This window comes from Achromobacter sp., from assembly GCF_050285565.1.
GTDB lineage: Bacteria > Pseudomonadota > Gammaproteobacteria > Burkholderiales > Burkholderiaceae_B > Achromobacter.
The window spans coordinates 1-24575 of record NZ_JBLZXG010000017.1 but is presented as its reverse complement, the minus strand read 5'-3'; the positions used below and the strand labels follow the sequence as shown (position 1 = coordinate 24575).

Here is a 24575-nt window from a genome sequence, read left to right as displayed (position 1 = left end):
CAAAGTCAGGCTGATTCGACGCGCACCCAGTAGCGCGTGCGATACCGGAGCCGCAAGCCCAGCGAGGCGGCCAGCGCTCCCAGGATCTGGTCTGTGTCCTGGAGGCGGAAACTGCCGGTCACGCGCAGGGCGGCCACGCGCTCGTCGCACTGAAGCAGGCCCGGCCGATAGCGTGCCAGTTCTGCGAGAAACGCCTTCAGCGGCATATCGTCGGCAATCAGCATGCCGTGCACCCAGGCGAACTCGCGCCCGGCCCAGCCGGCCTCGTCCTCGATGCCGTGCGCCGAGAAGCGGCGCACGTCGCCTGCGCGCAGGTTCAGGCTGAGATCGCCCCGGGTGGTGACGGCGGCCTCTCCCGCATCGAGCGCCACGCGGGTCTGCGGGCCTTGCGCGCGCACCACCAGGCGAGCGCGTGTCGGCACGATGCAGCCGCCGCGGGTCAGCACCCGCAGCGCCGAGTCCGCGGCGCGTGTGTCCAGCATGATCTCGCCGTCGTGCAGTTCTATGTCCAGGCGGCGTCCGTCCTGTCTCAGGTCCAGCGCGCTGCCGGTGTTCATCATCAGCGCCACCTCGTCGTTCAGCGCCAGGCTGCGCTGTTCGCCGGTGGCGCTACGGTAAGCCGCGAACCAGCCCGCTCCCTGCGTCTGGCGATAGAGCAGCGGGCCGCCCCCCGCGATCCCGGCGCCGGCCGCCAGCAGCTTGAGCGCGCGCCGGCGCGTGTGGCGCAAGTCAATGGCACTGAGCGCGGCGGCAGCGGCGTCGCCGCTGGCGGGCACGGCGTCCTGCAGCAGCGCGAAGCGCCGCCAGACCTTGGCGTGGGAGGGCGACGCCTCGTACCAGCGTTGCCAGGCCTGCCGCGTGGCGGCGCTGCCGTCCTGTTCCAGGCGCACCAGCCAGCCGGCGGCCTGCGCGACCACATCGGGCTGGCGCCTAGACATCGAGCGCGTGATAAAGCCGTTGCCAGCCCTGGACCATGTCTTTCTGCACCACGTTGACCGTGATGTGCAGGCGGCCCGCGATCGCCTCGTAGGACAGGCCTTGCAGGCGTGCCAGCAGGAACACCTCGCGCATGCGCCGCGGCATGCGGTCCAGCACCGCGCACACGGCCAGCAGTTGCTGCGACACCTGCGCCAGCATTTCGGGCGACGGGGAAAGCGGCTCGGGCTGTCGCGCCAGCGCGGCCAGGTAAGCGGCCTCCAGTTCGCGGCGCCGGTGGCGGTCGATCAGCAGGCGGCGGGCGATGGTGGCCAGGTAGCCGCGGTTCCAGCCGCGCGGGTCCAGGTAGGTCTGGCGCAGCAGGCGTTCAAAGGTGTCCTGCACCAGATCCCAGGCGTCGGCCGGGTGGCCGCCCGTCTGGCGCCGCATGAAGGCGAACAGCCAGGCGTGGTGCTCGCGGTACATCGCCGCGACCACGTTGCGGTCGGCTACCGCAGGCGTTGAGGGCACTTCCACGTTGAGGAAAATGATTTGAGAATAAGAATCAGACGCAATTCTATATGTTGCGTGCCAGCCTGGGAAGCGGGCCGGGGCCGGACGGTTATGGGGAAGAGGAACGCGGGGGGGCAAAGGGCGCGCGAGCGCGGGCCGGTGGAGGCGCGGGGTGGTGCCCGAGACCGGAATCGAACCGGTACGGCCTTGCGGCCGAGGGATTTTCGTACCACTTCGGCTTTCGCCGCCGGCGCGTCTGGCGCCGTTCGTGGTCTGGAGCACGCCTTCACCATAGCCTTGCGGCCTTAGGTGCCCGCCGTCTGCTCTCTACACCTTCCCGGTTCTTTCGAACCGGGCTTGGCTCGGCGTTGGCTCGGAACGGGTCCAGGGCATTCGCCGAGTTTGACGGGCTACACCTCTGGAGTTTCCTCCGGAGGGCTCAAATGGATTCAAGTCCCTTGTGTCTACCAATTTCACCACTCGGGCATTGCGGACCCCGTTGACGGGGGGCAATGGGATACCGGGTGAACCGCGCGCGCGGCATGGGTATCCAGCGGCCGTGACTATACCACTGGCGCCGGGCGTCTCGCGCCCGGGCAGGCGCCGGCCGGCGGAAATCAGCCGCTGAAACGCACGGTCTGGCGCGCGCGTTCGTCCACCTCCAGCGTGAAGACGTCGGGCCGCGCGTAGTGGCCCACCACGTCGAAGTCATAGCGGGCGCGCACCAGGTCGTCGACATCGACGGTGGCGGTCAGCAGGCCGGTCTGGCCATGCAGCGGGCCGGCCAGCACCTCGCCGAGCGGGCCGACAATGAGCGAGCCGCCGTTGATGAGCGGACGTTGCGGGTCCCAGCCGGGCACCTCCACGCCCAGTTCCAGGGGCGAAGGCTGTACCTGGCAGGCGCTGATGACGAAGCAGCGGCCCTCGTGGGCGATGTGGCGCATCGAGCATTGCCAGATGTCGCGTTCGTCGACGGTGGGCGCGCACCAGATCTGCACGCCCTTGGCGTACATGGCGGTGCGCAGCAGCGGCATGTGGTTTTCCCAGCAGATGGCGCCGCCAACCCGGCCGGCGGCGGTTTCCAGCACCGGCAGGGTGGAGCCGTCGCCCTGGCCCCAGATCAGGCGCTCGGTGCCGGTGGGCATGAGTTTGCGGTGCTTGCCCGCCAGGCCGGTGGCGGGGTCGAAGTACAGCGCGGTGCAGTACAGCGTGCTGCCGGCACGTTCGATCACGCCGATCACCAGGCTAGCGCCGGTGCGTTGCGACAGCGCGGCCAGGGTGTCGGTTTCGGGGCCGGGCACGTCGATGGCGTTCTGGTAGTAGCGCGCGTAGGCCTCGCGGCCTTCGGGCAGGCGGTAGCCGAGCCGGGTGCCGAAGATCTCGCCCTTGGGGTAGCCGCCGAGCAGGGCCTCGGGCATGACCACCAGCGCGGCGCCGGCATCGATGATCGCGGCCTCGAACGCGAGGATACGTGCCAGGGTGTGTTCCTTGCCCTCGGGCGAAGCGCCGATCTGCAGCGCGGCGACGGTCTTGGCGGCCATGGGGGTTCCTTGTATGGAGAGGTTGACGGGTATCCAGTGTCGGCGCCGGCCTAAAATCGATCAATCCTATCTGGCGATAAGTGATATGAATCAGATCGATATCGAGTCGACCGACCTGAACCTGCTCAAGGTGTTCGAGGCGATCTACGACGAGGGCGGCGCGGGCCGGGCGGCGTTGCGGCTGGGCGTGACGCAGTCGGCGGTCAGCGCCTCGCTGGCGCGGCTGCGCAGCGTGTACGCGGATCCGCTGTTCGTGCGCACCGGGCGCGGCCTGGCGCCCAGCCTGCGGGCCCGCGAGTTGCGGCCGATCATCGGCGAGGCGCTGGACAAGTGCCGGCAGAGCCTGTCGCTGGCCCGGCCAGGCGCGGCCGGGTTCGCGGGGCGCTCGCTCACGCTGGGGCTGTCGGACGATTTCGAGATTGCGCTGGGGCGCGAGGCGATCGCGGCGCTGGCCGAGACGGCGCCGGGCCTGCGGCTGATCTTTCGCCAGACCCACAGCCGCCTGGCCGCCGACATGCTGATGGCGCGCGAAGTCGACCTGGTGATCGCGTCCGGCGGCCTGACCGCGCCGGCGTTGCGGCGCGTGACCGTGGGGCAGGGCGGTTACGCCTGTCTGGTCGACCCGGCCAGCCTGGCGCCCGGCGCGCAAGCCTTGTCGCTCGACGAGTTCATCCGCCGTCCGCACGTGCTGGTGTCGTCGGGCGGCTTCATCGGTGCGGTCGACGAGGTGTTGCACGGCCACGGCCTGACGCGGCGGGTGCTCGCCGCCACCACGCATTTTTCGGCGTTGGCATTCCTGTTGCGCGGCGGCGATGCCCTGGCGACTCTGCCCACCCATGCGGCGCGCGGCCTGGCGGCGGTGGCGGGATTGCGGCTGCTGCCGTGTCCGGTCGCCATGCCGGGCTACGCCATCGAGATGGGCTGGCGCGCCGATGCCTTGAGGGACGAGGCCGTGGCGGTGGCGCGGCGCGGTCTGCTGGTCTTGCTGCAAGGCTATGACTGGTCGGGAGCCGAGGCGCCCGTCGCCGGCGGGCGGCGCTGACGAGCCGCTCGGGAAAACCCCGATCCCTGCCGCGCGGCGCAACGCGGGACACTTGCCGCCATGAAGCGTCCGTTGCCCGCCCCGTCCCATTCCCGCGATATCGACCCGGTTTCCCTGCGCCTGTTCCTGGCGGCGCTGGAAGAAGGCAGCCTGGCGCGCGCCGCCGCGCGCGAGAACATCGTGCCCTCGGCGGTCAGCAAGCGCATGATCGAGATGGAAGAGGCGCTGGGTGTGCCGCTGCTGGCGCGCGATGTCAAGGGCGTGCAGGCCACACCCGCCGGTCAGGCGCTGGCCGAGCATGCGCGGCGGGTATTGCAGCAGATGGAACGCATGCGCCGCGAGATGGCGGGCTTTGCCACCGGGGTGCGGGGCCGCATCCGGCTGGCGGCGAGCGTGGCGGCATTGTCGGGCGACCTGCCGGCGCAGATCCAGTCGTTTCGCCGCGCCTATCCGCAGATCGAGATCGCGCTGGAGGAAAGCACCACGCAGCAGGTTTTCCAGGAAGTGCTGCAGGGGCGCGCCGACGTGGCCATGGGGTCGGACTTCGGCCACGAGGGCCTGCAGGTATTTCCCTGCGGCTACTGCGAGCTGGCCGCCGTGGTGCCGGGCCAGCATCTGCTGGCCGACAGCGAGATCCTGGATTATGCGCAACTGCTGCCCTACGAGCAGATCGAGCTGAACCGCGATAACGGCATCAGCGCGGTGTTCGAGCAGGCCGCGCGCCAGGCCGGGGTGACGCGCCGCATCAGCGCCCGGGTCAGTTCGCACGAGACGATCTGCAACCTGGTGGCGCGCGGCATGGGCGTGGCGGTGGTGCCCATGTATCTGAAGCCACGCCACGCCAGCCCGGACATCCGCTTCATTGCGCTGTCCGGCCCCTGGTCCGGCACGCCGCTGTGCATCGCGGTGCGCGAACTCGGCACGCTGCCGCCAGCGGCGCGCGCCCTGCTGGCGCACCTGGGGGCGGCTCCCTGGCCCTAGGGCTAACCCGGACGTTCCCAAACGAGAATGCCCCGGTGCTGAAAGAGCGCTTTTCCCGTGCCGTCGCGCCCGTGATGATGGCGGCGTACCGGTCGGGGCCTTGCATCCCGGCCTCGATCCACGGCGCAGACAAGAGGAAATGTCGATGACCGCAGCACCGGCTTCACCCTTCATGGACCACGGCGAACTGCCCTTGCGCGGCATCAAGGTGCTGGAGCTGTCCCACATGATCATGGGGCCCGCCGCGGGCCTGGCGCTGGCCGACCTGGGCGCCGAGGTGATCAAGCTGGAGCCGATCGATGGCGACCGCACCCGCCGCCTGAAGGGCTCGGGCAGCGGTTATTTTCCGGTCTTCAACCGCAACAAGCAGAGCCTGTCGATCGACCTGAAATCGGCCGAGGGCCAGGCGCTGGCGCGGCAACTGGCATTGCAGGCCGATATGGTGGTCGAGAATTTCCGCGATGGCGGCCTGGCGCAATACGGGCTGGACTACGATTCGCTGTCGGCCGAGAACCCGCGCCTGATCTACGTCTCGCTCAAAGGCTTCCTGTCCGGCCCCTACAAGCACCGTACCGCGCTCGACGAAGTGGTGCAGATGATGGGCGGGCTGGCCTACATCAACGGCGGCGCCGAGACGCCGCAGCGGGTGGCGGCGTCGGTCAACGATATCCTGGGCGGCACCTTCGGCGTGGTGGGCGCGTTGGCCGCGCTGCACGACCGCCACGTCACCGGCCGCGGCCGCCACGTGCGCTCCGGCCTGTTCGAGAACAACCTGCTGCTGGTGGCGCAGTTCATCGCGCAGTACCAGTTGACCGGCGCCGCGCCCAAACCCTTCGGCGCCGAGCGCAAACCGCCATGGGGCGTGTACGACGTGTTCGAGACGGCCGACGGACGGGTGTTCGTGGCCGTGGTGGGCGATGCCCAGTGGCGCAACTTCGCGCAGAAATTCCTGCCGCCCGAATGGGCCGCCGATCCGCGCCTGGCCACGGCCGTGGACCGCGAGGCGGCGCGTTCCTGGCTGGTGCCGGGCGTGGGCGCGATCCTGAAGACCTGGAAGACCGACGAATTGTGCGCGGCCCTGGAGGCGGCCAACCTGTCGTACGGGCCGATCCGCCAGCCGCACGACCTGCTGCACGACGCGCACTTGAATGCCGGCGGCGCGCTGCTGGCCACGGTGTTGCCGGATGGCGGCGAGATTGCGGCGGCGGCATTGCCGATCGAGTTCGATGGGCGCAAGGCCGGCAAGCGTTTCGATCCGCCAGCGCAGGGCCGCGACACCGAAGCCATCTTGCGCGGGCTGGGCCTGGATGCGGCGCGCATCGAGGCGCTGCGCGCCGCGGGTGTGGTGCATTGCGAGAACAAAGCATGAACCGGCCGTAGCGCCGGTCCCCGTCGAGGCGGCGCCAGACCGCCAAGACATCCACCAAAGAGGAGACTTTCCAATGATCCGCAGACTCTTGGCGGTGGCCGCGATGGCCATCGCATGCGCGGCGCACGCGCAGGACTATCCCAGCAAGCCCATCCGCATCATCATCCCGTCCACGCCGGGCGGCGGCACCGACTATATCGGGCGCCTGATGGGCAACAAGCTGCATGAACTGAATGGCTGGTCGGTGGTGCCCGAAAACAAGCCGGGCGCCGGCACGGCGCTGGGGCTGGCCGAAGCGGCGCGCGCGCCGGCGCAGGGCTATGACTTGGTCATCGGGCAGTCGGACAACGTGACGCTGATCCCGCTGCTGATGAAGGTGGCCTACGACCCGCTCAAGGATCTGGTGCCGGTGGCGCTGGTGGCGACCACGCCGATGGTGCTGCTGGTGTCCGACAGCTCGCCGTACAAAACCTTGCCGGAGGTCATCGCGGCGGCCCGCAAGGCGCCCAATACGTTGTCGTATGGCACCTCGGGCACGGGCGGCGGCGTGCACATCGCCATGGAAATGCTGCAGCACGAGGCCGGCTTCAAGATGCAGCACGTGCCGTACAAGGGCTCGGCGCCGGCGCTGGCCGACCTGATGGGCGGGCACTTGCAGTTCGCCGGCTCGTCGATCTCGTCGGCGGCTTCCTTGATCAAGGCGGGCAAGGTGCGGGCGCTGGCGGTGACCTCGCCCAAGCGCAATCCCGCGCTGCCCGATGTGCCGACCGTAGCCGAGCTGGGCTACAAGGATTTCAGCGTGGTGACCTATTACGGCGTGCTGGCGCCGGCCAAGACTCCCGCCGCCGTGGTGGCGCGCCTGAACGCCGATTTCAACAAACTGCTGGCGCGTCCGGACGTGCGCGACGCCCTGGCCTCGCAAGGGCTGGAGGCCGATCCGGTGTCGTCGGAGCAGTTCGCCGCGCTGATCCGCTCTGACATCGGCAAGGCGCGCCAGACCATCGCCGCCGCGGGCATCGTGGTGCAGCAATAGCGGGCGGCGCATTCGACCGGGGAAAACGACATGGACCAGGCTGTAAGGGTGTGCGAGGTGGGCCCGCGCGACGGGTTGCAGATGGCGCGCGGCATGATGGCGGTGGCCGATAAGCGGCGCTGGATACGGCAACTGGCGGCGGCGGGCCTGCGCGAGATCGAGGTGGGCAGTTTCGTGTCGCCGCGGCTGGTGCCGCAGATGGCCGACACGGCGCAGGTGCTGCCCGAGGTATTGGGCATCGACGGCCTGACCGTGTGCGCGCTGGCCTGCAATTTGAAGGGCGCCATCGCGGCCTATGAAGCGGGCGCGCATGTGGTCGCGGTGCCCGTTTCCGCCAGCGACACCCACAGCCATGCCAACGTCGGCAAGGGCACGGACGCCCAGGTTCAGGCCGTGGCCGCCATCGCCGACTGGCTGCGGGCGCAGGCGCGGCCGGTGCGGCTGGACGTGGCGGTGGCCACGGCGTTCGGCTGTTCGCTGGAGGGCGCGGTGCCGGTGCGTCGCGTGGCCCAGGTGGCCGCGGCGGTGATGCGCGCCGGCGCCGACGAGATTGCGCTGGCCGATACCGTCGGCTACGCCCATCCCGCGGGGGTCCGCGAGGCGGTGCGCGCCACCCAGGACGCTATCGGCGCGCGGCTGGTGAAGCTGCATCTGCACGATACCCTGGGCCTGGGGCTGGCCAATGCGCTGGCCGGCCTGGATGAGGGCATCCGTGCCTTCGACGCCTGCCTGGGTGGATTGGGCGGTTGCCCGTTCGCGCCGGGGGCGTCGGGCAATATCGTCACCGAGGATCTGGTGTTCATGCTGGAGAGCATGGGCTACCGCACCGGCATCGACCTGCCGCGGCTGTTGGCCGCGCGCGCCTTGCTGGCGGCGTCGCTGCCGCAGGAGACGCTGCGCAGCGGGGTGGCCGCCGCCGGCATTCCCAAGACCTACGCCACGCCCCTGGCGGCCTGAGGCCAGGCCGGCGCCGGCAGACGCGGCGCGTGCCGGCGGTATCATGTGCCGTCCCGTTCTGGCGGCCGGCCGCCGCGTATCCATGGCTTTCGCTTCCACTCCGCTTCTCGACCGCCTGCTTGCTGATGGCGTCATCGGCCAGGATCATCACGAGGCCGCCCGACGACGGCTGGGCGATGCCGCCGCCGAGCCCTGGACGACGTTGGGCGAGGCGCTGTTCTGGCTGGTGGACGAGGGCATCGTGTCCGACGCGGAGCTGGGGGCCATGGGCGAATTGTCCGTAACCGAGGGCGCCTTCGCTGGCAACGCCACGCGCCGTCAGGCGCTGGCCGAGATGGACGCGCTGATGCAGCGCAAGCTCCAGGACTATGAACGGCAGAGCCGGCAGGCCGTCCTCAGGGCGGCCTTTCCCGGCCCGCGCTGGGTCTGGCTGGGCGGCGGCGCCATCGCGGCGGTGGCTGTCGCCTGGTATCTGTTCGCGCCGGCCTCGCCGCCGCAATGCGATGACGCCAACGTGCAGAAAACCCTGCGCGCCAGCCTGTTCACCTCGCGTATCCAGCAGATGTCGCGCAACCCGCTGGCCGGGGGCGCGGCGCCGGCCGACCTTTACCTGGCGACGTTTTCGGATGTCCGGGAAGTGGGCTACATCAAGCCGGAGCGGTCGCGCGGTTGCAGCGCCACCTTGAAGGTCGGCGAGGCCGCCTCCACGCTGGCCTACACCATCGGGCCCAACGCCAAGGGCGAGATGATGATCGCCAGCGCCGATCCTCGCGTGGTGCGGGCCCGCTACGGCCAGCTCGACGATGCGGGCCGTCCGCGCGACGTGGGCCAGCCGGCCGGCGCCTTGCGGCTCGCCGCCGCGTTCGAGCAGGGCGTGGCGGCGTTCGACCAGGGCACCGCGGGCGAGGCGCGCAAGGCCGCATATGCGCGCCAGCGCGAGCGCATGGGGCTGCCTGCCGAAACCGATACGCGCACGGTGCGCAATGTGCAGCCGCTGGGCGACTGCAAGGATCTGGGCGGCGGTAAATGGTCATGCCGGCTGTTGGCCGAGTATCGGGACCGGCTGCTGTCGGCCATCGGTCGCGCCGACTGGCAGGTGTTCGAGGGGGATTTCGATTTCGTGCGCGAGGGCGAGGGCTGGCGCGTGGGCGAGGCGTTCACGCGCCAGTACATGGACGCCATCGTGCGCGGCCGGGTGGCCGAATTGAAGGGCGACGAGGCGGCGGCGCGGCTGGAGCAGATCCAGCGCCAGCGGCCCGATGCCGCCGCGCCCACGCTGGACGCGGCCACGCCGGATACGACGCCGGCCACGCCGCGCGGCCGCGAGCATCGTGGCGATGGCGCCGTGATCAATAAATAAAAAGGGGGACGGTTTCCTGGCGGAAGCGGTGAGATTCGAACTCACGAACGGTTGCCCGTTGCCGGTTTTCAAGACCGGTGCAATCGACCACTCTGCCACGCTTCCTGGTGCCGCACGGTACTGCGGGGGCGGCAATCCGGCCGCCAGGCAAACACTCTACCCGACGAACCCGCGACTTGCCGTAAAGGGCGCAATAATAATCCATTTGCTGCGAAGGAGGCACGCGATGCACTGTGTAGAAATCTCACGCCCGGGCGGCCCCGAGGTCCTGGTTCCCGCCGAACGTCCCACGCCCGAAGCCGGCCAGGGCGAAGTGCTGATCAAGGTCAGCGCCGCGGGCGTCAACCGTCCCGACGTGTTTCAGCGCAAGGGCAACTACGCGCCCCCGCCGGGTGCGTCCGACCTGCCGGGCCTGGAAGTGGCGGGCGAGATCGTGGGCGGCGACCTGGCCGCCAGCGGTTTCGCGTTGGGCGACAAGGTGTGCGCCCTGGTGGCGGGCGGCGGCTACGCCGAATACTGCGTCGCGCCGGCGGCCCAGTGCCTGCCGATACCCAAGGGGCTTTCCGATATCGAGGCGGCCGGCCTGCCGGAAACCTATTTCACCGTCTGGAGCAACGTGTTCGATCGCGGCGGCCTGGCCGAGGGCGAGCTCCTGCTGGTGCACGGCGGCGCCAGCGGCATCGGCACCACGGCCATCCAGTTGGCCCGCGCCTTGGGCCACACGGTCTACGCCACCGTCGGCAGCGATGAGCGCGCCCGCGCGGTCGAGGCGCTGGGCGCCACGCGCGGCATCAATTACAAGACGCAGGACTTCGTCAAGGAAATCAAGGACGCCACCGGCGGCCGCGGCGTCGACGTGATCCTGGACATGGTGGCCGGCGATTACATCGCCCGCGACATGCAGTGCCTGGCCGACGACGGCCGCATCGTCATCATCGCCCAACTGGGCGGCGCCCAGGCCGCCGTGGATACCAGCCAGATCATGCGCCGCCGCCTGACCATCACTGGCTCGACCCTGCGGCCGCGCCCGGTGGCCTTCAAGGGCGCCATCGCCCGGGCGCTGCGCGAGCGCGCCTGGCCGCTGCTGGAGCAGGGCGCCATCAAGCCGATCGTGCACGCCACCTTCCCCCTGGCCCAGGCCGCCCAGGCCCACGCCATGATGGAAGGCGGCGAGAATATCGGCAAAATCATCCTGACCGTGTAAGAAACGCGCGGCGCTCGGCGCGGCGCCGCGCAACAGGATACAATCACGGGTTTCGCCTGGAATTATTTCCAGGCCAGCCCGTGGGCGGGTGCTTTTCCGCCGGGTTCACCCACTCTGACATTTGCGCCATGACTTCAGTCGAACACCGCGCCCGCCTCGTGCTGGGCAACTGGAAGATGCACGGCAACCTGGCCGAGAATGCCGCGTTGCTGACCGAACTGCGCGCCGCGGATGCCGCCAGCCATTGCGAGATCGGTGTCTGCGTGCCGTTTCCGTACCTGGCGCAGGCCGCCTCGGCCCTGACCGGCAGCGCCGTGTCGTGGGGCGCGCAGGACGTCAGCGCCCATGAGAAGGGCGCCTACACGGGCGAAGTCGCGGGCGCCATGCTCAAGGAATTCGGCTGCCGCTACGCGCTGGCCGGCCACTCCGAGCGCCGCGTGCTGCACGGCGAGACCGATCAGATGGTCGCCGACAAGGGCCGTGCGGCCCTGGCCGCCGGCCTGACCCCGGTGGTATGCGTGGGCGAGTCGCTGGCTGACCGCGAAGCCGGCAACACGCTGGCCGTGATCGAGCGCCAGCTCAAGCCGGTGCTGGCGCTGGGCGCCGAGGCCGTGTCGCGCATGGTGCTGGCCTATGAGCCTGTCTGGGCCATCGGCACCGGCCGCACCGCCAGCCCCGAGCAGGCGCAGGAAGTCCACGGCGCCATCCGCGCCGCCCTGGCCGCGCTGGGCGCGGCGCGGGTGCAGGTTTTGTACGGCGGCAGCGTCAAGGCTGCCAATGCCGCCAGTTTGTTCGCCATGCCTGATATCGACGGCGCCCTGGTCGGCGGCGCCTCGCTCGTGGCCGAAGAATTTTTGCGAATCGCCGCCATCTAAGTTTCCGTTCCGGAGTCTGTAATGCCCTTGATGCTCAAACTTCTGCTGGCCGTCCAAGTGATTTCGGCGCTGGCTATCATCGTGCTGGTCCTGCTGCAGCAGGGCAAAGGCGCCGACATGGGATCCGCTTTCGGCAGCGGCTCGTCGGGCAGCCTGTTCGGCGCCACCGGCGCGGCCAACTTCCTGTCGCGCGCCACCAAGTGGGCCGCGGTGGTCTTCTTTGCGTCCACCGCCGGCCTGGCCTATGTCAGCCACAAGGGCACCAGCGGCCCGGCCGTCGATTCCGGCGTGATGCAGAACTTCCCGGCCGACCGTTCGGTGCCGCAGGTGCCGGGCGCCGCGCCCGCCCCGCAGGGCGCCGGCGCGTCGTCGGTTCCGGGTGCGTCGTCGGTGCCTGGCGCCGGTTCGGTTCCGGCTCCGGCCGCCAAGCCGGACGCCTCGGTGCCGTCGGCCCCGGCCGCCACGGGCGACAAGCCGGCCGAGACGCCGGCCAAGTAAGGCACGACAGCATGAAAAAGGCCGGCGCTAGCCGGCCTTTTTCATGGTGGCGCCCATGGTGGCGCCGGTGTGGAGGAGGGCGCGTTCAGGCGCCCGGCAGCATGTGGCGCGCCGACACCGCCAGGATGCGTTCGGCGGATTCGCGCCACTGGCGCGCTTCGCGGTAGGCCCGCAGGGAGACGACGGCGTCGTAGCGGCGGGCGCTGCGCGGGCCGGCGAGCAGCGTGGGGCGACGGGCCAGAATGGGGGAGATCAGACGTTGCATGGTGGAACCTTTGTATGGGCCTGGGCCCTGTTGTGTATGGCTGGCATCGTAAGCCGGCCGGGCATGCGCGCCAACGAATTCCCTTTCATATGAATATCCGGGGCAATTCCCCGGAGCCGTCCCGGGGGTGCGCAAGGCGACGCCAGTATTGCCTGCCGACATGACAGATTGATGCCATGGCCTGCCGCGCTTGTAAGGGCTTTGTGCCCGCGCGTGGCTCGCCCGGCGGCGGGGCTGGAGCGACAAGGTGGGGGCGGATGCACGCGAATCGTCGATTACGTGATAGAATGTTCGACTTTCCAGGAAGCTATAGCTTTTCTGGATAAAAGTTAGCCGACGTGGTGAAATTGGTAGACACGCTATCTTGAGGGGGTAGTGGCGAAAGCTGTGCGAGTTCGAGTCTCGCCGTCGGCACCAAGTATTTGAAAACCGTTGAACTCATATAATCAATAACGTTCAATTTCAACGGGTTGCGGGAATGGGCTGAAATCCGTTGACTGTGAAAAATCAACTTTTCGCAGTCAGCGGCCCCAAATTGGCCCCAGGCAATGCCCCACACACATGGCGAGCATCCAGAAAACAGCGAAAGGCTACCGGGCACAGGTCAAAACCCTTGGCGTCAGAGACAGCCAAGTGTTTCCCACTCGGCGCGAGGCCGTCGAGTGGGGTGCCCGCCGCGAGCTCCAGATCAAGGAAGGCAAGACTAAGCACCCAGGAGAGCTCCATACGCTCCTCGAAGCGCTACGGCGCTATGCCGAGGAGGTCTCCCCCACTAAGCGCGGTGAGCGCTGGGAGGCCGTCCGCCTGGCCGCATTTGAAAAGCCCAGCTATCGACTGCCGTTGGATCTACCCATCGTCGACGTCACGCCACAGCACATTGCAGACTTTCGAGATGTTCGCGGGGCGAAACTCAAAGACTCATCGGTGTTGCGAGAGCTCACACTCCTCTCGTCCGTTTTTGAAACGGCGCGACTTGAGTGGGGATGGGTCAAGCACAATCCTTGCAAGGATATTCGCAAGCCGCGAGAAGGCAAACACCGTGAGCGCGTGATTCTCTGGTGGGAGCTGCGGAAGATTTTCCGCAAGATGGGGCATCGGCCGCGCGCCCAGCGTATCGAGACGGTTAGTCAGGCCGTGGCGCTTGCGACGTTGACGGCGCTGCGTACCGGGATGCGTGCCGGCGAGTTATGCAGCTTGACCTGGTCGAAAGTGTACGAGGCGCACGCGCACCTGCCAGTAACCAAGAATGGAGAATCGCGCAACGTGCCGTTGTCTCGGCGCGCGCTCGAGCTTCTTGAGAGAGCAAAGGGATGGGATGACGAGCGGGTGCTGGGCCTGACCACGGCCACGCTTGACGCCCTGTTCCGAAAGTACCGGGCTCGAGCGGGCCTCGAGGGCTTCACCTTCCACGATACGCGCCACACCGCGGCGACCATGTTGGCCAAGAAATTGCACATCCTGGATCTGTGCAAGATGTTTGGCTGGAAGGATCCCAAAATGGCGATGGTCTACTACAACCCGCACGCGTCGACCATCGCCGCCCTGCTTAACTAGTTGAGCTTGAGATAGCGCCGAATCTCGGCGCCGGTGATGCGGCCATCCACGACGTTGATCTTGCCCTCGAGGATGCGCTTCTGCAGCGTGTTGTAGCTGATGCCCAGGCGCGCGCATGCGTCTTTGAGGTGGTACAGCGTCAGATCCTCAAACGCGATATGCGCGCCACGTCGAGCCGCCTCCTCGAGCAATTCCCGGAGCTGGGCCTCATGCAGCGTGACCATTGCCACCTCCATTCCCGTCCTCCAGTCGCGATCGGCGCTCCAGGGTATAGATGCAGTCCACGAGCCCGTCGACCAGCTGGTGTAGGCTGTCGATAGTTAAGTGCGCGTCGGCGGTGCTTCCATTGATGAGGTGCCCCACGGTTATCGACAGGTGGGCCTTGTTGCCGTACCGCTCGCTGTAGGCCAGATGAACCGCGCCAGGCGTTCCGACCGGCGTAAAGAATGGCAGTGTCACCTCGATAGGGCTACGCATCAAAGGCTCCAATAGTCTGCCCAGTGATGCGCCCGGTTTCCTTGAGGGCATCGAGTTGCAGCTGGGCGTGCTCGTCGCTGATGGCGTATATGTGGCATGCATAGGTGCCGTCAGGGCTGCTGAATTCGATCGAGTAGGCGTGCCATACGCGGCCCTGCGGATCCGTCCATGACAGCGGGTAGGGGATAGAGGCCAGTTCAGTCATGGGCGTCTCCTCTCTCCGGTAACTGGGCGCGCGCTGCCAGGGCCGCGCGGAGCGCTCGGATCTCGTCGGCTGCTGCCGTGATCGCCTTGCTATCGAGCTTGTCCCATGAGTGCCGATCGGTGTAGTTTCGTGCCATGGCGCGCAACGTGTATTCCTCGGTGACTGCGGGCACCTGGTTCGCCATTGCCTCGTTCGCTGCGGCATCGGCGCGTAGCGCCTTCACTGCAATCTTGAACGTGTCGCGGCACTTCTCCGCGAGCGGCGCGGGGATGATGCGGGCTTCGCCGCCATCGGGGCAGCAGTCGCGATACTCGTCCCCGACCGGCCCTACGCTGCCGCAGCCAGGGCAATACCGCACCAGCGGCTCGGCACTGGCCTCGGTTTCTGTCGGGCCCCTCAGCGTCAATGGCCGCACATTGAAGCCGTCGTCCAGGTTGTAGCGGTCAAGCACGACGCCATAGGGAAACTGCGCAGCGGCGAAAACAGCCTCGGATTCTTCATAGAGCTTATTGGACTTCTCGGGGTCTGGTTCGGTTTGCCAGTCGTAGGCATTCATGCGTTCGCGGAGGTCGCGGCAATACTGCAGCAGGTCGGCCGCAACTTGCTCGGCCATTGCTTCGGTCGGGACGGCCAAAAGAGGCGAGTTGCCTCCGTCGTAGTATTCGCGCGAGAGGCAAACCAACCAGATATCCCGATCCTCGCCCGCAGGGGCGCGCAGCCGGTGCTGCGCTTCCGCTAGCAACGCTTTGACGCGGCGGAATTGCTCGCTTTCCTGGTAGGGCGCGAACTCGGGAACGACCGCGCGCAGCCTTTCGTATCCCGGGGCTATGTGCTTGAGGGCGAGCGCTTCGATTTCGTCGTTGGTCAGCTCGAGGCTGGCGTCATTGGGATGTTTATCCATGGCTGACTCCCGCTTCGTGCTGGGTGGAGATAGCTGCGTTGTAGTGCTCTGTCGAGCAATAGCCCCGGCCCATGTGCAGGATGTTGGAGGGGCGGCCGCACGGGCAGACCGGGAAGGGATCCGCCTTGTTGGCGTCGTACCAGGCCTGTGCCTCCTTGCTATAGGGTTCCGCTTCGTTGGGAATGTGTCCCGGTCCAGCGAGGCCGTTGCCGATCCAGCGCATAGCCGCCTCCGCGCCCTCGCCGTGTTGCCATTCGATCCACGCCGCCTGCTCTGCGACGACCATGTTGTGCACGATCTTGCTCAGCGTGTCGCACAAGCGTTGCAGCGCTGCTGTGTCGCGTTCGTCATCCTCGGCCGGCGCGATGGCCTCGCCACGCTGCTGCAGCATCATGGCCAGATTGCCCACGTCTACCGGATCGCCCTTGTCGACGTGGCCACGCAGAAGCTGGGACAGGAACTCCGCAGTGCATTGGCTCTTATCGCTCCAGCCGTCTCGACCCTCGACTCGCTTCTTGGCGAGCTTGGCTTTCATGGCGGTGGCGAATTGGTCAACCGCGATATCGTCGGCGTGTTGGTGGTCGGTACCGGCCAAAACTCTGCGCGCCAGGTCGATCGCGGGCGACTCGCCCGGTGGTGTACCTCGGGCAAAAATCGCAACCATGCCCGACAGCGCGTTGCGCAGTTTGGCATAAGTCTCCGGCGTCTCATGGCGGTATAGTGCGGCCACGGAGTAGGAGCCTTCGCGGCTGTCGCGGTTAAGCTGGTCGACGACTTCGGTCTGCAGCTCACCTTGATCGCCTGACACGCAGAATTCCTCGATGTAGGCTGTAGGCGCGTGACTTCTTGAGGCGCACCGCCATTTCATTGACGCCATAGTCGGCGTTGTCCTTGTTCGCTGCGAGCAGCGCCTCGTAGCTTTCCGCTTCCTCGATCGGGTGCAGATCCTGGCGCTGCAGGTTCTCGATCACCTGCAGCTCGAGCATTTCGAGGTCGTCGACCGCGATGATGCGAACCGGGATATGCGTCAGCTTGGCAATGCCGGCAGCGCGCCACCGGCGCTCCCCGGCGATCAGCTCGAGCTTGCCCGCCTCGGTGGGGTGTTCGCGGCACAGGATGGGCTGCAGGATGCCGTGCTTGCGGAGGCTACCAGCTAGCTCCTGCAGGGCTTCCTGGTCAAAGCGCTTGCGCGGGTTGGTCTTGGACGGGATGACGTCGTCGCGGGGGTACAGGGCCTCGCGATACTCGCGAGGGGTTTCCTCGGTGACTTCCCAGTCTGCGGGTTGCGGCGCCTCGGCGGGGACGTCGATCATGGTTTCGGTGGTCATGGTGTGCCCTACGCTTGAGGGTTGGCCGGCGTGGCGCCGGCGTAGACGATGCGGGCGAGGCCCTCGGTTTCGGCCTCGAGGCGGAGCAGCTGCTGGGCGAGCTCGTCGCGGTCATGGGCGGCGGTGCCGGAGCGCAGTGCGAGCGTCTGCAGCGAGGCGAGAAAGGCGCGGGCGGCGGAGATCTGGCGCTTGGCCTGGCCGCGCAGCGCGTTGTGGCCGGCGGTCATTGGAATGCTCCAGCGTTGGTGCGGCCGAGCTGGGCGCGCATCACGGGCACGTATTCGGCCGGGATCTTGATCGTGTGGCCGTCGGCGATGATGAGAAACTCGCCGGTGTTGAGGAGCCCGAACGCCGGCGCCCCTTGTTCCGCTTGGCGAGCCTGGCCGACGTGCAGCATGGCATCAAGCAACTTTGCGCGGGGCTCGGACTCAGCCGCTTCTCGCCTGACCGGCCGCATGTGGGAGTCGGCCAGATCATCGAGCGAGGTGGGCTTGTTGGGAGGCGCCGCCGGAGTAATGGGTTGGACGAGCGAGCGGCCGAGGTCAGTGAGGCTATATGCGGCCAGGCCGTCGATCTGGCCGTCTGTCTTGACTTTCTTGTTGGTGCGCATGAAGCTCACGAGCTGCGTCGTCTTCTTCGAGTCGTGGCTGATCTGGTTGGCGAGCTGCTGGCAGTTGAGACGGCCATGCTTGGCGAGTGCCAGCAAGATTTGATCGGAATAGCTGGTTGTCATGGTGCGATCCTGGTCTAGTCGTCGTTGGCGGCGATTGAGCGCCAGTCGGCCCTGCCGACGTAGCGCTTGAGCTGGTCCTTGATCGGGGCTGCTCTGCGGCGGGCCAACGCCTCCGCCGTGTTGGTTAGCGCGATCGCAAGGGCGGGGATGGACATGGCTGTGTCCAGGTCGTAGACGCAGCGCGTTTCGCGGAGGGCGAGCAACAGGTCATCCCGGCTGGGTTGCGATCGCATGGGAATCACCTGCGGGCGGCTACGAGCTGAGCGCCGGGGGCCGGCTCCCAGGCGTCGAGGTAGGGCGCGTCCGGCAGAGCCCGGACCAGCGCCTCGCCGTCCGGGTTCGTGTAGATGCACGCGTACTCGCCCGTGCTGGGCTCGCGCCAGAGCTTGCCGCGCGGGGCGCAAGCGCGGGCGATCATGCGCTCGCGCCGCGCATCGTCCGCGGCGAGGAGGCGCTGATCGTTCGTGGTGGTCAGCTGCGCCCATGAAAAGAGGGCTGCGACACCTGTGACGACGCCCATGGCGGCGAGCAGCAGGCACATTGAGGCTTTGAACTTGGCTCCCATGGCTCAGGCCTCCCGGCGGAGCGTGAGCGCGTTGACGTACGCGTCTCGCGTGCCACGCATGAGGAACCGGGCCTCGTGCATTACCCCGAGGGCTTCGCACTCGATGGCGTGCAGCGCGTGCCGGGGCAGCGTGTCGGCCGCCAGCTCGACCAGGCCAGACAGGAACGCAGAGATAGCGTCCCGTGTGTAGAGGCTGGGAAGCCAACCATTCAGGCGGCACTTCAGGCAGTGCTTGCGGACATGCAGGAGGAGGGTGCGGATCCGGGCGAGGATGGCCTCGGCCAGCTCCTCCACGGTCGTGGGTAAGTCGGGTGCGTTGAAGGGGTTCACTTTAAGCTCCGGTGGTGTAAGGCAATACACGACACGGAGAGTAAAGTAATAACTTACCTAAAGTCAATTGATGCACTACAAATCGGCTGATGCCGAGCGCGGCTGACTTTCAGCGGTGGTGGGTCAGTAATAGAGGGACAGGCTGACGCGAGGGATAAGCAAGTCGTCTGGTGCCCAAAAGCTATGGACGAAGGCTTCGACCTTGGCGCCCTTGTCCATCACTGGAGCGAGGGATTTCGCTCGACGACTTTTGATGTATCCGATCTGGACATGCTTCGTGCCCCAAAACAAGAACCTCGGCACCGGCATCCATACCGAAATTGCGTTCGAGTCATAGGGATTTGAGGGCTCCCGCCGCAATTGGATTTCCATGTCTTTGCGGCAGTGGCGTTGGATTAACCTGGCGCGGGAGGCGCCGTTCTCGTTCTTGTGGCCAGTACCGGCGACGATTGCGGCCCTTCCTGGCTTCTCGTCACGATCGCTCACGTCGGTCATTTTCACTTACCTTCAAGGGAAAAATCTGGCCCGACTAGGCGGAGGTGCGGCCGCGCCGCTCTGTCAGGCGGCGTTGCGGGCGCTGCTTTTTGCGCGGTGGTCTTCAACCGCTCGGAGCACATAACCCTCAATGATCAATCGTTCGGACGCTGGCAACGCCTCGAATTCCTCGCGGCTGACTCGTGTAAACGGCCAGCTTTCCGTCGGTCGGCTTGCGCTTGGAGTTCTTCCAGCGAGCAGGTAATCCGTGGAGGTGCCGAGCAATTGCGCCAGGTCGACGATCTTCTCAAGGTCCGGGCGCGCTAGATCGCGCTCCCATCCTGATACGGAGGTGCGATTGATGCCGAAGTTGTCCCCGACCTGTTGAAGCGTGAGGCCGCGAGCCGTGCGGCATTCGCGTATGCGCTGCCCGAGAGTCATAGGGCAAAGCCTAACATTTGCTTGAGAGGTGTTGGCTGACATAGAATGTCGTGCATTACCTTACAAAAGGGCATTCAATGGACAGCTTGGAAGATCGAGACCACCGCGTGCCGATCGTGCGCTCAGCAATCAAGCGCGCCGGTGGGGTGGCGGTAGTCGCAAAGGGCTTGAGGGTCAGTCGAATCTCCGTTTACGACTGGATCTCCAACGGTTACGTGCCGGCGAAGCGAGCGGTCGCGATCGAGAAATTGTCCGATGGGGCTGCGCGCTGTGAGGACATGTGCCACGACGTGGAATGGTCCGTGATTCGAGGTACAGCCCTTGGTGAACGCGGCCAGCAGCGGAGCTTATTTAGCAGTCCGAAGGATCGCGCGCATGCGTAGCGCAGCGACCTCAATGCGCCAGTTGCTGGGTGCCCGCGGGCTGCTGTGCGTGAAAGCACATCTGTTCAAAGACTGCCGCAAGCACCTCTCCCGGTACCTCGCCCAGCTCGGCCTCAACAATCTGGCGAGCGTGACGCAACCGGCGCCGTACCCACAGCTCGATATATGCCTCCGTCGACGAAAGTTCGGCCGGTCCATTCAGAGCCTGATCCATTTGCCTATCCCCTCCTTATGTGTGGGTTGGAGCTCGCATCGTAGGCGTGCGGAAGGCGCCGCGCTACGAGAATCGGAGCGAGTTTTCGGGAACGTAAACGAGTTACCAGCGCGGGGGCTGCATGACTAAGCGTCACAGTGGCGGCCACTGGCGAGGGGCGCTTTATAACGCTCTGCGGCGAGCCGCCGATGGCGTCCAGGGCTTCTGCATTTGGGCGGAGGGAAATCGCGACCGCAAGATCGCCGCTAAGACGCTATACAAGCGGCTCGACGGGACTGCGCCGGCCGAGCGAATGCCTATCGAGGATGCCGAGCTCATCACCGAGTACGTATTGCGCGATGCGCACGCGAGAGACTACGCGCTTGATTGGCTCAAGGCCTTGTGTGCAAGGTTTGGTCTGGCTGCTATTGAGCTGGATGCGCCGCCGCCTGGTGGCTGCTGGCCTTGCGAAATTAACGCGATAGTCGAGAAGGGCTTTTTGCTCACAGAAAAGGGCGGCTTGATCTCCGGAGTGATCGGGAGAGCGATCGCCGACCGCGCGATCTCGCCGCGAGAAGCCGATGAAATCGCTGAGCTGGCGCACGCCGAGGTCCAGTTGCTACTGCGCTTGGTGCGCAATGTGCAGCGAGCTGCGGACAAGGGCGTCACGATGCGAGCTGCAGAGAGCTGCTCCGATGAATGAGCGGTCGTCTAGCGTGGAGCGCCTCTGTCATGGCTAGGCCTGTCGGTCCGATCGCGCGCGCTGTCCTACAACGGCTGGCAGTGCGCCCATACACGGCGGCGCAGCTTGCTGCTGAGCTTGAACTGCCCGTGCGTGCGCTCGTGGTTACTTGCTACAAGCTGCGCGTCGCCGGCCGCATTCAGGTGTCTTCAGGAGTGCGAGAGGGCGGCTCGTGGCGCGATGTGGCCGTTTATTGCATAGCTTCCAAGCCGGCGGCGGTGCCTACCTTCCATCATAGTAAATCGGCGGAAAGGACTCATGGCGCGTGATCTCTTTGGCCGCGCTCCAGTGCAGGCACACACACAGCGGCCGGACGCAAAGCGAGCGGTACGGGCGCCGCCGGCTCTCGGCCGGGGCCCCCCGGGCCCGGCCGAGTACTACGTGCTCGGCAATCGCTCAATCAGCCGCGACGAGTTGCTGCGCCTCCTCGACTTCGAGAAGGCGTGTTCAGACGCGCCAGATCACGACGTCATAGCGGTCCTTGAGACCGTCGACGGTCGCTCGCGTGCGTATCTCGTCGCGCTTCCTCGCAACCATCCTTCGCGGTTTGACGCCTCCGGGCGTCGAGATCCATCACGCGCGCCATTCTGGCGGCACGGAGAAGTTATGCACATCAAGAAGCAAAGCCAGCCGCCGTAGGCGCGCGAGGCTCAGGGACGAAGAGGCTAGATACGCGGTTATCCCTGGGCGTAATGCCCCAAACCGAACCCAAGGGGCAGCGTGGGTGCGAAAGACTAGAGCGCGGGTAGGAGTGCCGGTACGGGTGCTGACAGTCTGGTCGAGTCCTGGGGCGTACATCCGCCAGGACGCCCTGATGCATACCGTCGGCTCCGGCGAGGCAATGCAAGGGTGGGCATTGCTCCTGTTATCCGTAACGGGCTAGGGGGAGCTCTGCCCATTCGCACCCATCTCACCAACGAAGCAAGGCCGTAACTCCACATAGGCATAGGTGTTTCATGACAGAGCTAATTCTGAGCATGCAAGAAAATTTCGCGCATGGCGCGCCCAAAAAAGGCCACGTCGGACAGGACTTTTCCACATTTTGGGCGCTGTGGCCGCGCAAGACGGCAAAGAAGGACGCCGAGCGAGCGTGGATGAAACTGCGCGCGGCGGACCGGCGCGCCGTGCTGCACGTCTTACCGAAGCACATCGCGTATTGGAAGGCCGCCCGCACGAGCATGGAGTTCATTCCGTATCCGGCGACCTGGCTGAATGGCGACCGCTGGAAGGATGACGTCGTTATTCCCGCACCACGTCTCGAGCGGCAAGGTGCGACCGAGCCGGCATGGTGGACGTCTCATGCTCTGATGGATCAGAAGGGCCGCGAGGTTGGCATCGGCGCCGCCCGACCAGGTGAATCGGCTGAGCAGTACCGCGCGCGAATCCAACAGGCAATCGTCGAAAGGGATCGCTATGGACGGGAGCTGTAGCGATGAGCGGAATCCAGCGGATACTGTGGGTGTGCGAGCGCCTCGACCAGTGGGGACGATGGCAGATGAACGGAACATGCCGTGCAGGGGCATCGGTGTTGGGCCGGCTTGCGGATGCGGCAGCACAGGGAGGGCGAAAGCGGTCTCACATCCCCTTCGATGATATCGAGTGTGGAGTGACTGACCGCGCCGTGGCCCAGTTGCCGAAGGAGTTGAAGCAGGCCGTGAAAGTGTGGCACACAGCCGAGGGCACTCTCGATGCGATTGCCGAGGAGTTGGGCGTGTCCAAAATCACATTGCAGCGGCGGCTGGCTCAAGCGGATCTCAGGATCGAGGAGTGGTTCCGTTTGCGAAAAGCCTGCGCGGATCGTTGGGGTGAAACAACTGGAATTAGATGAGGTAGCCTGGGCGCGCATAGAATCTGCTACGTTCCTGCGGAGCTTGCGTCGCGACTGTGCGAGCGCTGCCTCGGTAACAATCTGAATTAGGTGATGTAGCCTGAGCCCCCCTAGAATTCGCTACATTCCTGCGGAGCTTGCGTCAAAGCGCTCCACCACATCAAGGCCCGGCCCTCACGCCGGGCCTTTTCTTTTGGTGTCTCAAATGCCAGTAGCCCGACCTCGACCGTGCCTGCATCCGGGGTGTGCAGCGCTTGTGCGAAACGGCGGCTACTGCGAGCGGCATGCCGTCGCTCAGCAGGAACGTGCGCGCGAGAAAGATCGCGAGCGCGGCAGCGCCGCCAGCCGGGGGTACGGATATCGCTGGGCTAAGACCAGCCAGGGCTTTCTACGCAACAACCCATTGTGTCGCCATTGCGCTGATCGTGGGCGAGTTACTGCGGCCGAAGTCACTGACCATATCGTGCCGCACCGGCTGGCGGAAGCGCTGGCATCCGGCGAGCCGGAGCGAATCGTTGAGGCGCGTTCTCTCTTTTGGGATCGGAGCAACTGGCAAGCGCTGTGCTGGGCGTGTCACTCGCGCAAGACTGCGAGAGAGGATGGCGCGTTCGGCAACCGGAGGGCCCTGGCAGGAGGCTCGATGCAGACGTCTGCATCGGATCCGCGAGCGAAGGGTGCCCGCAGGGGCGCCCGCGATACGGGGACGGGTCGGGGAGGGGTAGGGGGGGCGAAAGTCGGGGCGAACGGCGTCGGAACCGAGCGCCCAGCTGAATTTTTATGGGAAAGGTTCGAAAAAGGGGGGGAGGGGTGAAATAGCGGCCCCTCTAGCGCATCGAAATCTAAGCACTCGACTCGCGTGGCCCCTCAATCTGAAATGGAGTCACGATGGACCAGATAAAGCCCCCGTTGGGGGTCATCCAAGGCGGGGGAGGCGTAACCCCTTGGCGGTCGGCAAAGTTCGGAATCGAGCTGCCGATGCCACCGCCGTCGATCCAGGTCGACGACGAATGGCGTCGTATCTACATCTGGCTGTGCGACCAGCTTCTCAGTAGCAAGCGGGATATCACCGCCGCCGCGATGCAGCTGACTTTGCTAGTGGAGTGCATCCGGGCTTGGGTCAAAGACAGGGCTCTTTGCGAAAAGCATGGTCGGTACGCGACCTCGAAGGAACCCAAACAACGTTATCGAGTGCATCGTGCGCCGCTATCAGCCTGCGCATACGCATGTCCTTTTCGAGTATCAGTGAGGTAACGCATGGATTTTCCGAAGAGTGTCCCGGGTGTTGGCCTGGTGGATGGTCGGTTTGTCAACGAGGATCCGATCGCCGGCCGTGCCGGGTCGTTGATTCCTGCGGAGTGGGGCAACGCCTTGACCAATGAGGTCTTGGCTGTGGTCGCCGCCGGCGGGCTGAATCCGGACGAGCAGGACCACGGCCAGTTGCTCAAGGCGATCGGCTTCCTCATCGGGCAAGCCGTGGCGAATCGGCCCCTGGTGTACTCCATCAACGAGCTGCCGCAAGAGAACAAAGGGCCGATCATCGTGGCAGAGTGCTCGGAGGTGTGGATCTGGGTCGCTGGAGCGTACTTCACGGGATACAGGTCGCCCCTCTGCGGTCGACCGCTGGACGGGCATACGGCTTCCCCGCTGCCGAGCGAGGTCGACGCCATTGGCGGCCTGCTGTCCAAGACGGATTACGCCCGCTTGTGGGGCTACGCGCAGGAGCAGGGCCTCGTCAAGACCGAGGCCGTTTGGCAGGCCAACCGGGGCGCGCATTGGTTCACGGACTACTCGGCGACCCAGTTCCGCGTGCCGGATCTGCGCGATATGTTCCGTCGTTTCACCGGAACTGACGCTGACACTGCAAATGC

The 24575-nt window shown here is 66.2% G+C and carries 33 protein-coding genes and 2 tRNA genes; 16 read left to right on the top strand and 19 right to left on the bottom strand.

What is annotated here, in order from left to right; translation table 11 throughout:
- Window positions 1-5: 5 nt before the first annotated feature.
- From ACN6O8_RS25960 to ACN6O8_RS25950, 3 genes are all read right to left on the bottom strand, one after another.
- Window positions 6-938: a FecR domain-containing protein gene (locus ACN6O8_RS25960; RefSeq protein WP_427993832.1), complete on the bottom strand. Its 933-nt coding sequence runs from the start codon at window positions 936-938 to the stop codon at window positions 6-8.
- A complete protein-coding gene (locus tag ACN6O8_RS25955) occupies window positions 931-1452 on the bottom strand; it encodes an RNA polymerase sigma factor (RefSeq protein ID WP_427993831.1) in 522 nt (173 codons plus the stop codon). The genes ACN6O8_RS25960 and ACN6O8_RS25955 overlap by 8 nt, the downstream gene beginning before the upstream one ends.
- 593 nt (window positions 1453-2045) lie before the next feature.
- On the bottom strand, window positions 2046-2969 hold the full coding sequence (locus tag ACN6O8_RS25950; protein WP_427993830.1) for a carbon-nitrogen hydrolase family protein: 924 nt from the start codon (window positions 2967-2969) through the stop codon (window positions 2046-2048).
- A gap of 85 nt (window positions 2970-3054) precedes the next feature.
- Here ACN6O8_RS25950 and ACN6O8_RS25945 point away from each other — a divergent pair, with 85 nt between their 5' ends.
- The 6 genes from ACN6O8_RS25945 (at window position 3055) to ACN6O8_RS25920 (ending at window position 9711) form a co-directional block, all read left to right on the top strand.
- The gene (locus tag ACN6O8_RS25945; RefSeq protein ID WP_427993829.1) at window positions 3055-4011 is read left to right on the top strand and encodes a LysR substrate-binding domain-containing protein; all 957 of its coding nucleotides are present in this window, start codon (window positions 3055-3057) and stop codon (window positions 4009-4011) included.
- Window positions 4012-4071: 60 nt separating this feature from the next.
- Window positions 4072-4992: a LysR family transcriptional regulator gene (locus ACN6O8_RS25940; RefSeq protein WP_427993828.1), complete on the top strand. Its 921-nt coding sequence runs from the start codon at window positions 4072-4074 to the stop codon at window positions 4990-4992.
- Window positions 4993-5137: 145 nt separating this feature from the next.
- Window positions 5138-6361 carry a CaiB/BaiF CoA transferase family protein gene (locus tag ACN6O8_RS25935; protein WP_427993827.1) on the top strand — a complete coding sequence of 408 codons (1224 nt, stop codon included), beginning with the start codon at window positions 5138-5140 and terminating at the stop codon, window positions 6359-6361.
- Between the two features lie 73 nt (window positions 6362-6434).
- Window positions 6435-7394: a Bug family tripartite tricarboxylate transporter substrate binding protein gene (locus ACN6O8_RS25930; protein ID WP_427993826.1), complete on the top strand. Its 960-nt coding sequence runs from the start codon at window positions 6435-6437 to the stop codon at window positions 7392-7394.
- A 30-nt stretch (window positions 7395-7424) separates the two neighbouring features.
- A complete protein-coding gene (locus ACN6O8_RS25925; protein ID WP_427993825.1) occupies window positions 7425-8351 on the top strand; it encodes a hydroxymethylglutaryl-CoA lyase in 927 nt (308 codons plus the stop codon).
- 82 nt (window positions 8352-8433) lie between these two features.
- Entirely contained in the window at window positions 8434-9711 is a 1278-nt protein-coding gene (locus tag ACN6O8_RS25920) for a hypothetical protein (protein WP_427993824.1), read from the top strand.
- A gap of 17 nt (window positions 9712-9728) precedes the next feature.
- Here the strand turns inward: ACN6O8_RS25920 and ACN6O8_RS25915 are convergent.
- Window positions 9729-9816: transfer RNA gene (locus ACN6O8_RS25915), tRNA-Ser, on the bottom strand.
- 121 nt (window positions 9817-9937) lie between these two features.
- Between ACN6O8_RS25915 and ACN6O8_RS25910 the strand changes: the two genes are divergently transcribed.
- The 3 genes from ACN6O8_RS25910 to secG all read left to right on the top strand — a co-directional run bounded on the left by ACN6O8_RS25910 (window position 9938) and on the right by secG (window position 12288).
- Window positions 9938-10915, top strand: coding sequence for an NAD(P)H-quinone oxidoreductase (locus ACN6O8_RS25910; RefSeq protein WP_427993823.1), 978 nt, complete (start codon window positions 9938-9940; stop codon window positions 10913-10915).
- Window positions 10916-11043: 128 nt separating this feature from the next.
- Window positions 11044-11790: a triose-phosphate isomerase gene (tpiA, locus tag ACN6O8_RS25905; protein ID WP_427993822.1), complete on the top strand. Its 747-nt coding sequence runs from the start codon at window positions 11044-11046 to the stop codon at window positions 11788-11790.
- Window positions 11791-11811: 21 nt separating this feature from the next.
- Window positions 11812-12288, top strand: coding sequence for a preprotein translocase subunit SecG (gene secG / locus ACN6O8_RS25900; RefSeq protein ID WP_427993821.1), 477 nt, complete (start codon window positions 11812-11814; stop codon window positions 12286-12288).
- A gap of 85 nt (window positions 12289-12373) precedes the next feature.
- On the opposite strand, the gene ACN6O8_RS25895 is transcribed toward secG, so the two are convergent.
- Window positions 12374-12553: a hypothetical protein gene (locus ACN6O8_RS25895; RefSeq protein WP_427993820.1), complete on the bottom strand. Its 180-nt coding sequence runs from the start codon at window positions 12551-12553 to the stop codon at window positions 12374-12376.
- A gap of 332 nt (window positions 12554-12885) precedes the next feature.
- On the opposite strand from ACN6O8_RS25895, the gene ACN6O8_RS25890 reads away from it, so the two are divergent.
- Window positions 12886-12970, top strand: a tRNA-Leu gene (locus tag ACN6O8_RS25890).
- Between the two features lie 144 nt (window positions 12971-13114).
- Window positions 13115-14107: a tyrosine-type recombinase/integrase gene (locus ACN6O8_RS25885; RefSeq protein WP_238892027.1), complete on the top strand. Its 993-nt coding sequence runs from the start codon at window positions 13115-13117 to the stop codon at window positions 14105-14107.
- Here the strand turns inward: ACN6O8_RS25885 and ACN6O8_RS25880 are convergent.
- From ACN6O8_RS25880 to ACN6O8_RS25820, 13 genes are all read right to left on the bottom strand, one after another.
- Complete coding sequence (locus ACN6O8_RS25880; protein ID WP_035199289.1) at window positions 14104-14331, bottom strand: hypothetical protein; 228 nt, start codon at window positions 14329-14331, stop codon at window positions 14104-14106. The two genes, ACN6O8_RS25885 and ACN6O8_RS25880, sit on opposite strands and share 4 nt — an antisense overlap.
- Window positions 14315-14584 carry a hypothetical protein gene (locus ACN6O8_RS25875; protein ID WP_427993819.1) on the bottom strand — a complete coding sequence of 90 codons (270 nt, stop codon included), beginning with the start codon at window positions 14582-14584 and terminating at the stop codon, window positions 14315-14317. Before ACN6O8_RS25875 ends, ACN6O8_RS25880 begins: the two co-directional genes overlap by 17 nt.
- Complete coding sequence (locus tag ACN6O8_RS25870) at window positions 14577-14789, bottom strand: hypothetical protein (RefSeq protein ID WP_427993818.1); 213 nt, start codon at window positions 14787-14789, stop codon at window positions 14577-14579. The genes ACN6O8_RS25875 and ACN6O8_RS25870 overlap by 8 nt, the downstream gene beginning before the upstream one ends.
- Complete coding sequence (locus tag ACN6O8_RS25865; protein WP_427993817.1) at window positions 14782-15690, bottom strand: hypothetical protein; 909 nt, start codon at window positions 15688-15690, stop codon at window positions 14782-14784. Before ACN6O8_RS25865 ends, ACN6O8_RS25870 begins: the two co-directional genes overlap by 8 nt.
- Complete coding sequence (locus ACN6O8_RS25860; RefSeq protein WP_427993816.1) at window positions 15683-16498, bottom strand: hypothetical protein; 816 nt, start codon at window positions 16496-16498, stop codon at window positions 15683-15685. Before ACN6O8_RS25860 ends, ACN6O8_RS25865 begins: the two co-directional genes overlap by 8 nt.
- Entirely contained in the window at window positions 16479-17018 is a 540-nt protein-coding gene (locus tag ACN6O8_RS25855; RefSeq protein WP_427993815.1) for a ParB/RepB/Spo0J family partition protein, read from the bottom strand. Before ACN6O8_RS25855 ends, ACN6O8_RS25860 begins: the two co-directional genes overlap by 20 nt.
- A gap of 8 nt (window positions 17019-17026) precedes the next feature.
- A complete protein-coding gene (locus ACN6O8_RS25850; protein WP_241116050.1) occupies window positions 17027-17245 on the bottom strand; it encodes a hypothetical protein in 219 nt (72 codons plus the stop codon).
- Window positions 17242-17751 (bottom strand): hypothetical protein, encoded by a 510-nt coding sequence (locus ACN6O8_RS25845; RefSeq protein ID WP_427993814.1) that lies wholly within the window; start codon window positions 17749-17751, stop codon window positions 17242-17244. Before ACN6O8_RS25845 ends, ACN6O8_RS25850 begins: the two co-directional genes overlap by 4 nt.
- Before the next feature lie 14 nt (window positions 17752-17765).
- Window positions 17766-17984, bottom strand: a complete 219-nt coding sequence (locus ACN6O8_RS25840) for a hypothetical protein (RefSeq protein ID WP_427993813.1) — start codon at window positions 17982-17984, stop codon at window positions 17766-17768.
- Between the two features lie 5 nt (window positions 17985-17989).
- Window positions 17990-18316, bottom strand: coding sequence for a hypothetical protein (locus ACN6O8_RS25835; RefSeq protein ID WP_026382275.1), 327 nt, complete (start codon window positions 18314-18316; stop codon window positions 17990-17992).
- 3 nt (window positions 18317-18319) lie between these two features.
- Window positions 18320-18646 carry a hypothetical protein gene (locus tag ACN6O8_RS25830; RefSeq protein ID WP_427993812.1) on the bottom strand — a complete coding sequence of 109 codons (327 nt, stop codon included), beginning with the start codon at window positions 18644-18646 and terminating at the stop codon, window positions 18320-18322.
- A gap of 123 nt (window positions 18647-18769) precedes the next feature.
- The gene (locus ACN6O8_RS25825) at window positions 18770-19141 is read right to left on the bottom strand and encodes an HIRAN domain-containing protein (protein WP_427993811.1); all 372 of its coding nucleotides are present in this window, start codon (window positions 19139-19141) and stop codon (window positions 18770-18772) included.
- A 63-nt stretch (window positions 19142-19204) separates the two neighbouring features.
- Window positions 19205-19561: a helix-turn-helix domain-containing protein gene (locus ACN6O8_RS25820; RefSeq protein WP_162176109.1), complete on the bottom strand. Its 357-nt coding sequence runs from the start codon at window positions 19559-19561 to the stop codon at window positions 19205-19207.
- Window positions 19562-19638: 77 nt separating this feature from the next.
- Here ACN6O8_RS25820 and ACN6O8_RS25815 point away from each other — a divergent pair, with 77 nt between their 5' ends.
- Window positions 19639-19944 (top strand): Cro/CI family transcriptional regulator, encoded by a 306-nt coding sequence (locus ACN6O8_RS25815; RefSeq protein ID WP_427993810.1) that lies wholly within the window; start codon window positions 19639-19641, stop codon window positions 19942-19944.
- 10 nt (window positions 19945-19954) lie between these two features.
- Here the strand turns inward: ACN6O8_RS25815 and ACN6O8_RS25810 are convergent, their stop codons facing one another.
- The gene (locus ACN6O8_RS25810; protein WP_427993809.1) at window positions 19955-20158 is read right to left on the bottom strand and encodes a hypothetical protein; all 204 of its coding nucleotides are present in this window, start codon (window positions 20156-20158) and stop codon (window positions 19955-19957) included.
- 121 nt (window positions 20159-20279) lie between these two features.
- Here ACN6O8_RS25810 and ACN6O8_RS25805 point away from each other — a divergent pair, with 121 nt between their 5' ends.
- The 4 genes from ACN6O8_RS25805 to ACN6O8_RS25790 all read left to right on the top strand — a co-directional run.
- Window positions 20280-20840, top strand: coding sequence for a hypothetical protein (locus ACN6O8_RS25805; RefSeq protein ID WP_210815887.1), 561 nt, complete (start codon window positions 20280-20282; stop codon window positions 20838-20840).
- A gap of 995 nt (window positions 20841-21835) precedes the next feature.
- Window positions 21836-22309: a hypothetical protein gene (locus tag ACN6O8_RS25800; protein ID WP_427993808.1), complete on the top strand. Its 474-nt coding sequence runs from the start codon at window positions 21836-21838 to the stop codon at window positions 22307-22309.
- 2 nt (window positions 22310-22311) lie between these two features.
- Complete coding sequence (locus ACN6O8_RS25795; protein ID WP_051429004.1) at window positions 22312-22707, top strand: hypothetical protein; 396 nt, start codon at window positions 22312-22314, stop codon at window positions 22705-22707.
- 1254 nt (window positions 22708-23961) lie between these two features.
- The coding region (locus ACN6O8_RS25790) for a phage tail protein (RefSeq protein WP_427993807.1) at window positions 23962-24575 on the top strand (614 nt) is incomplete at its 3' end.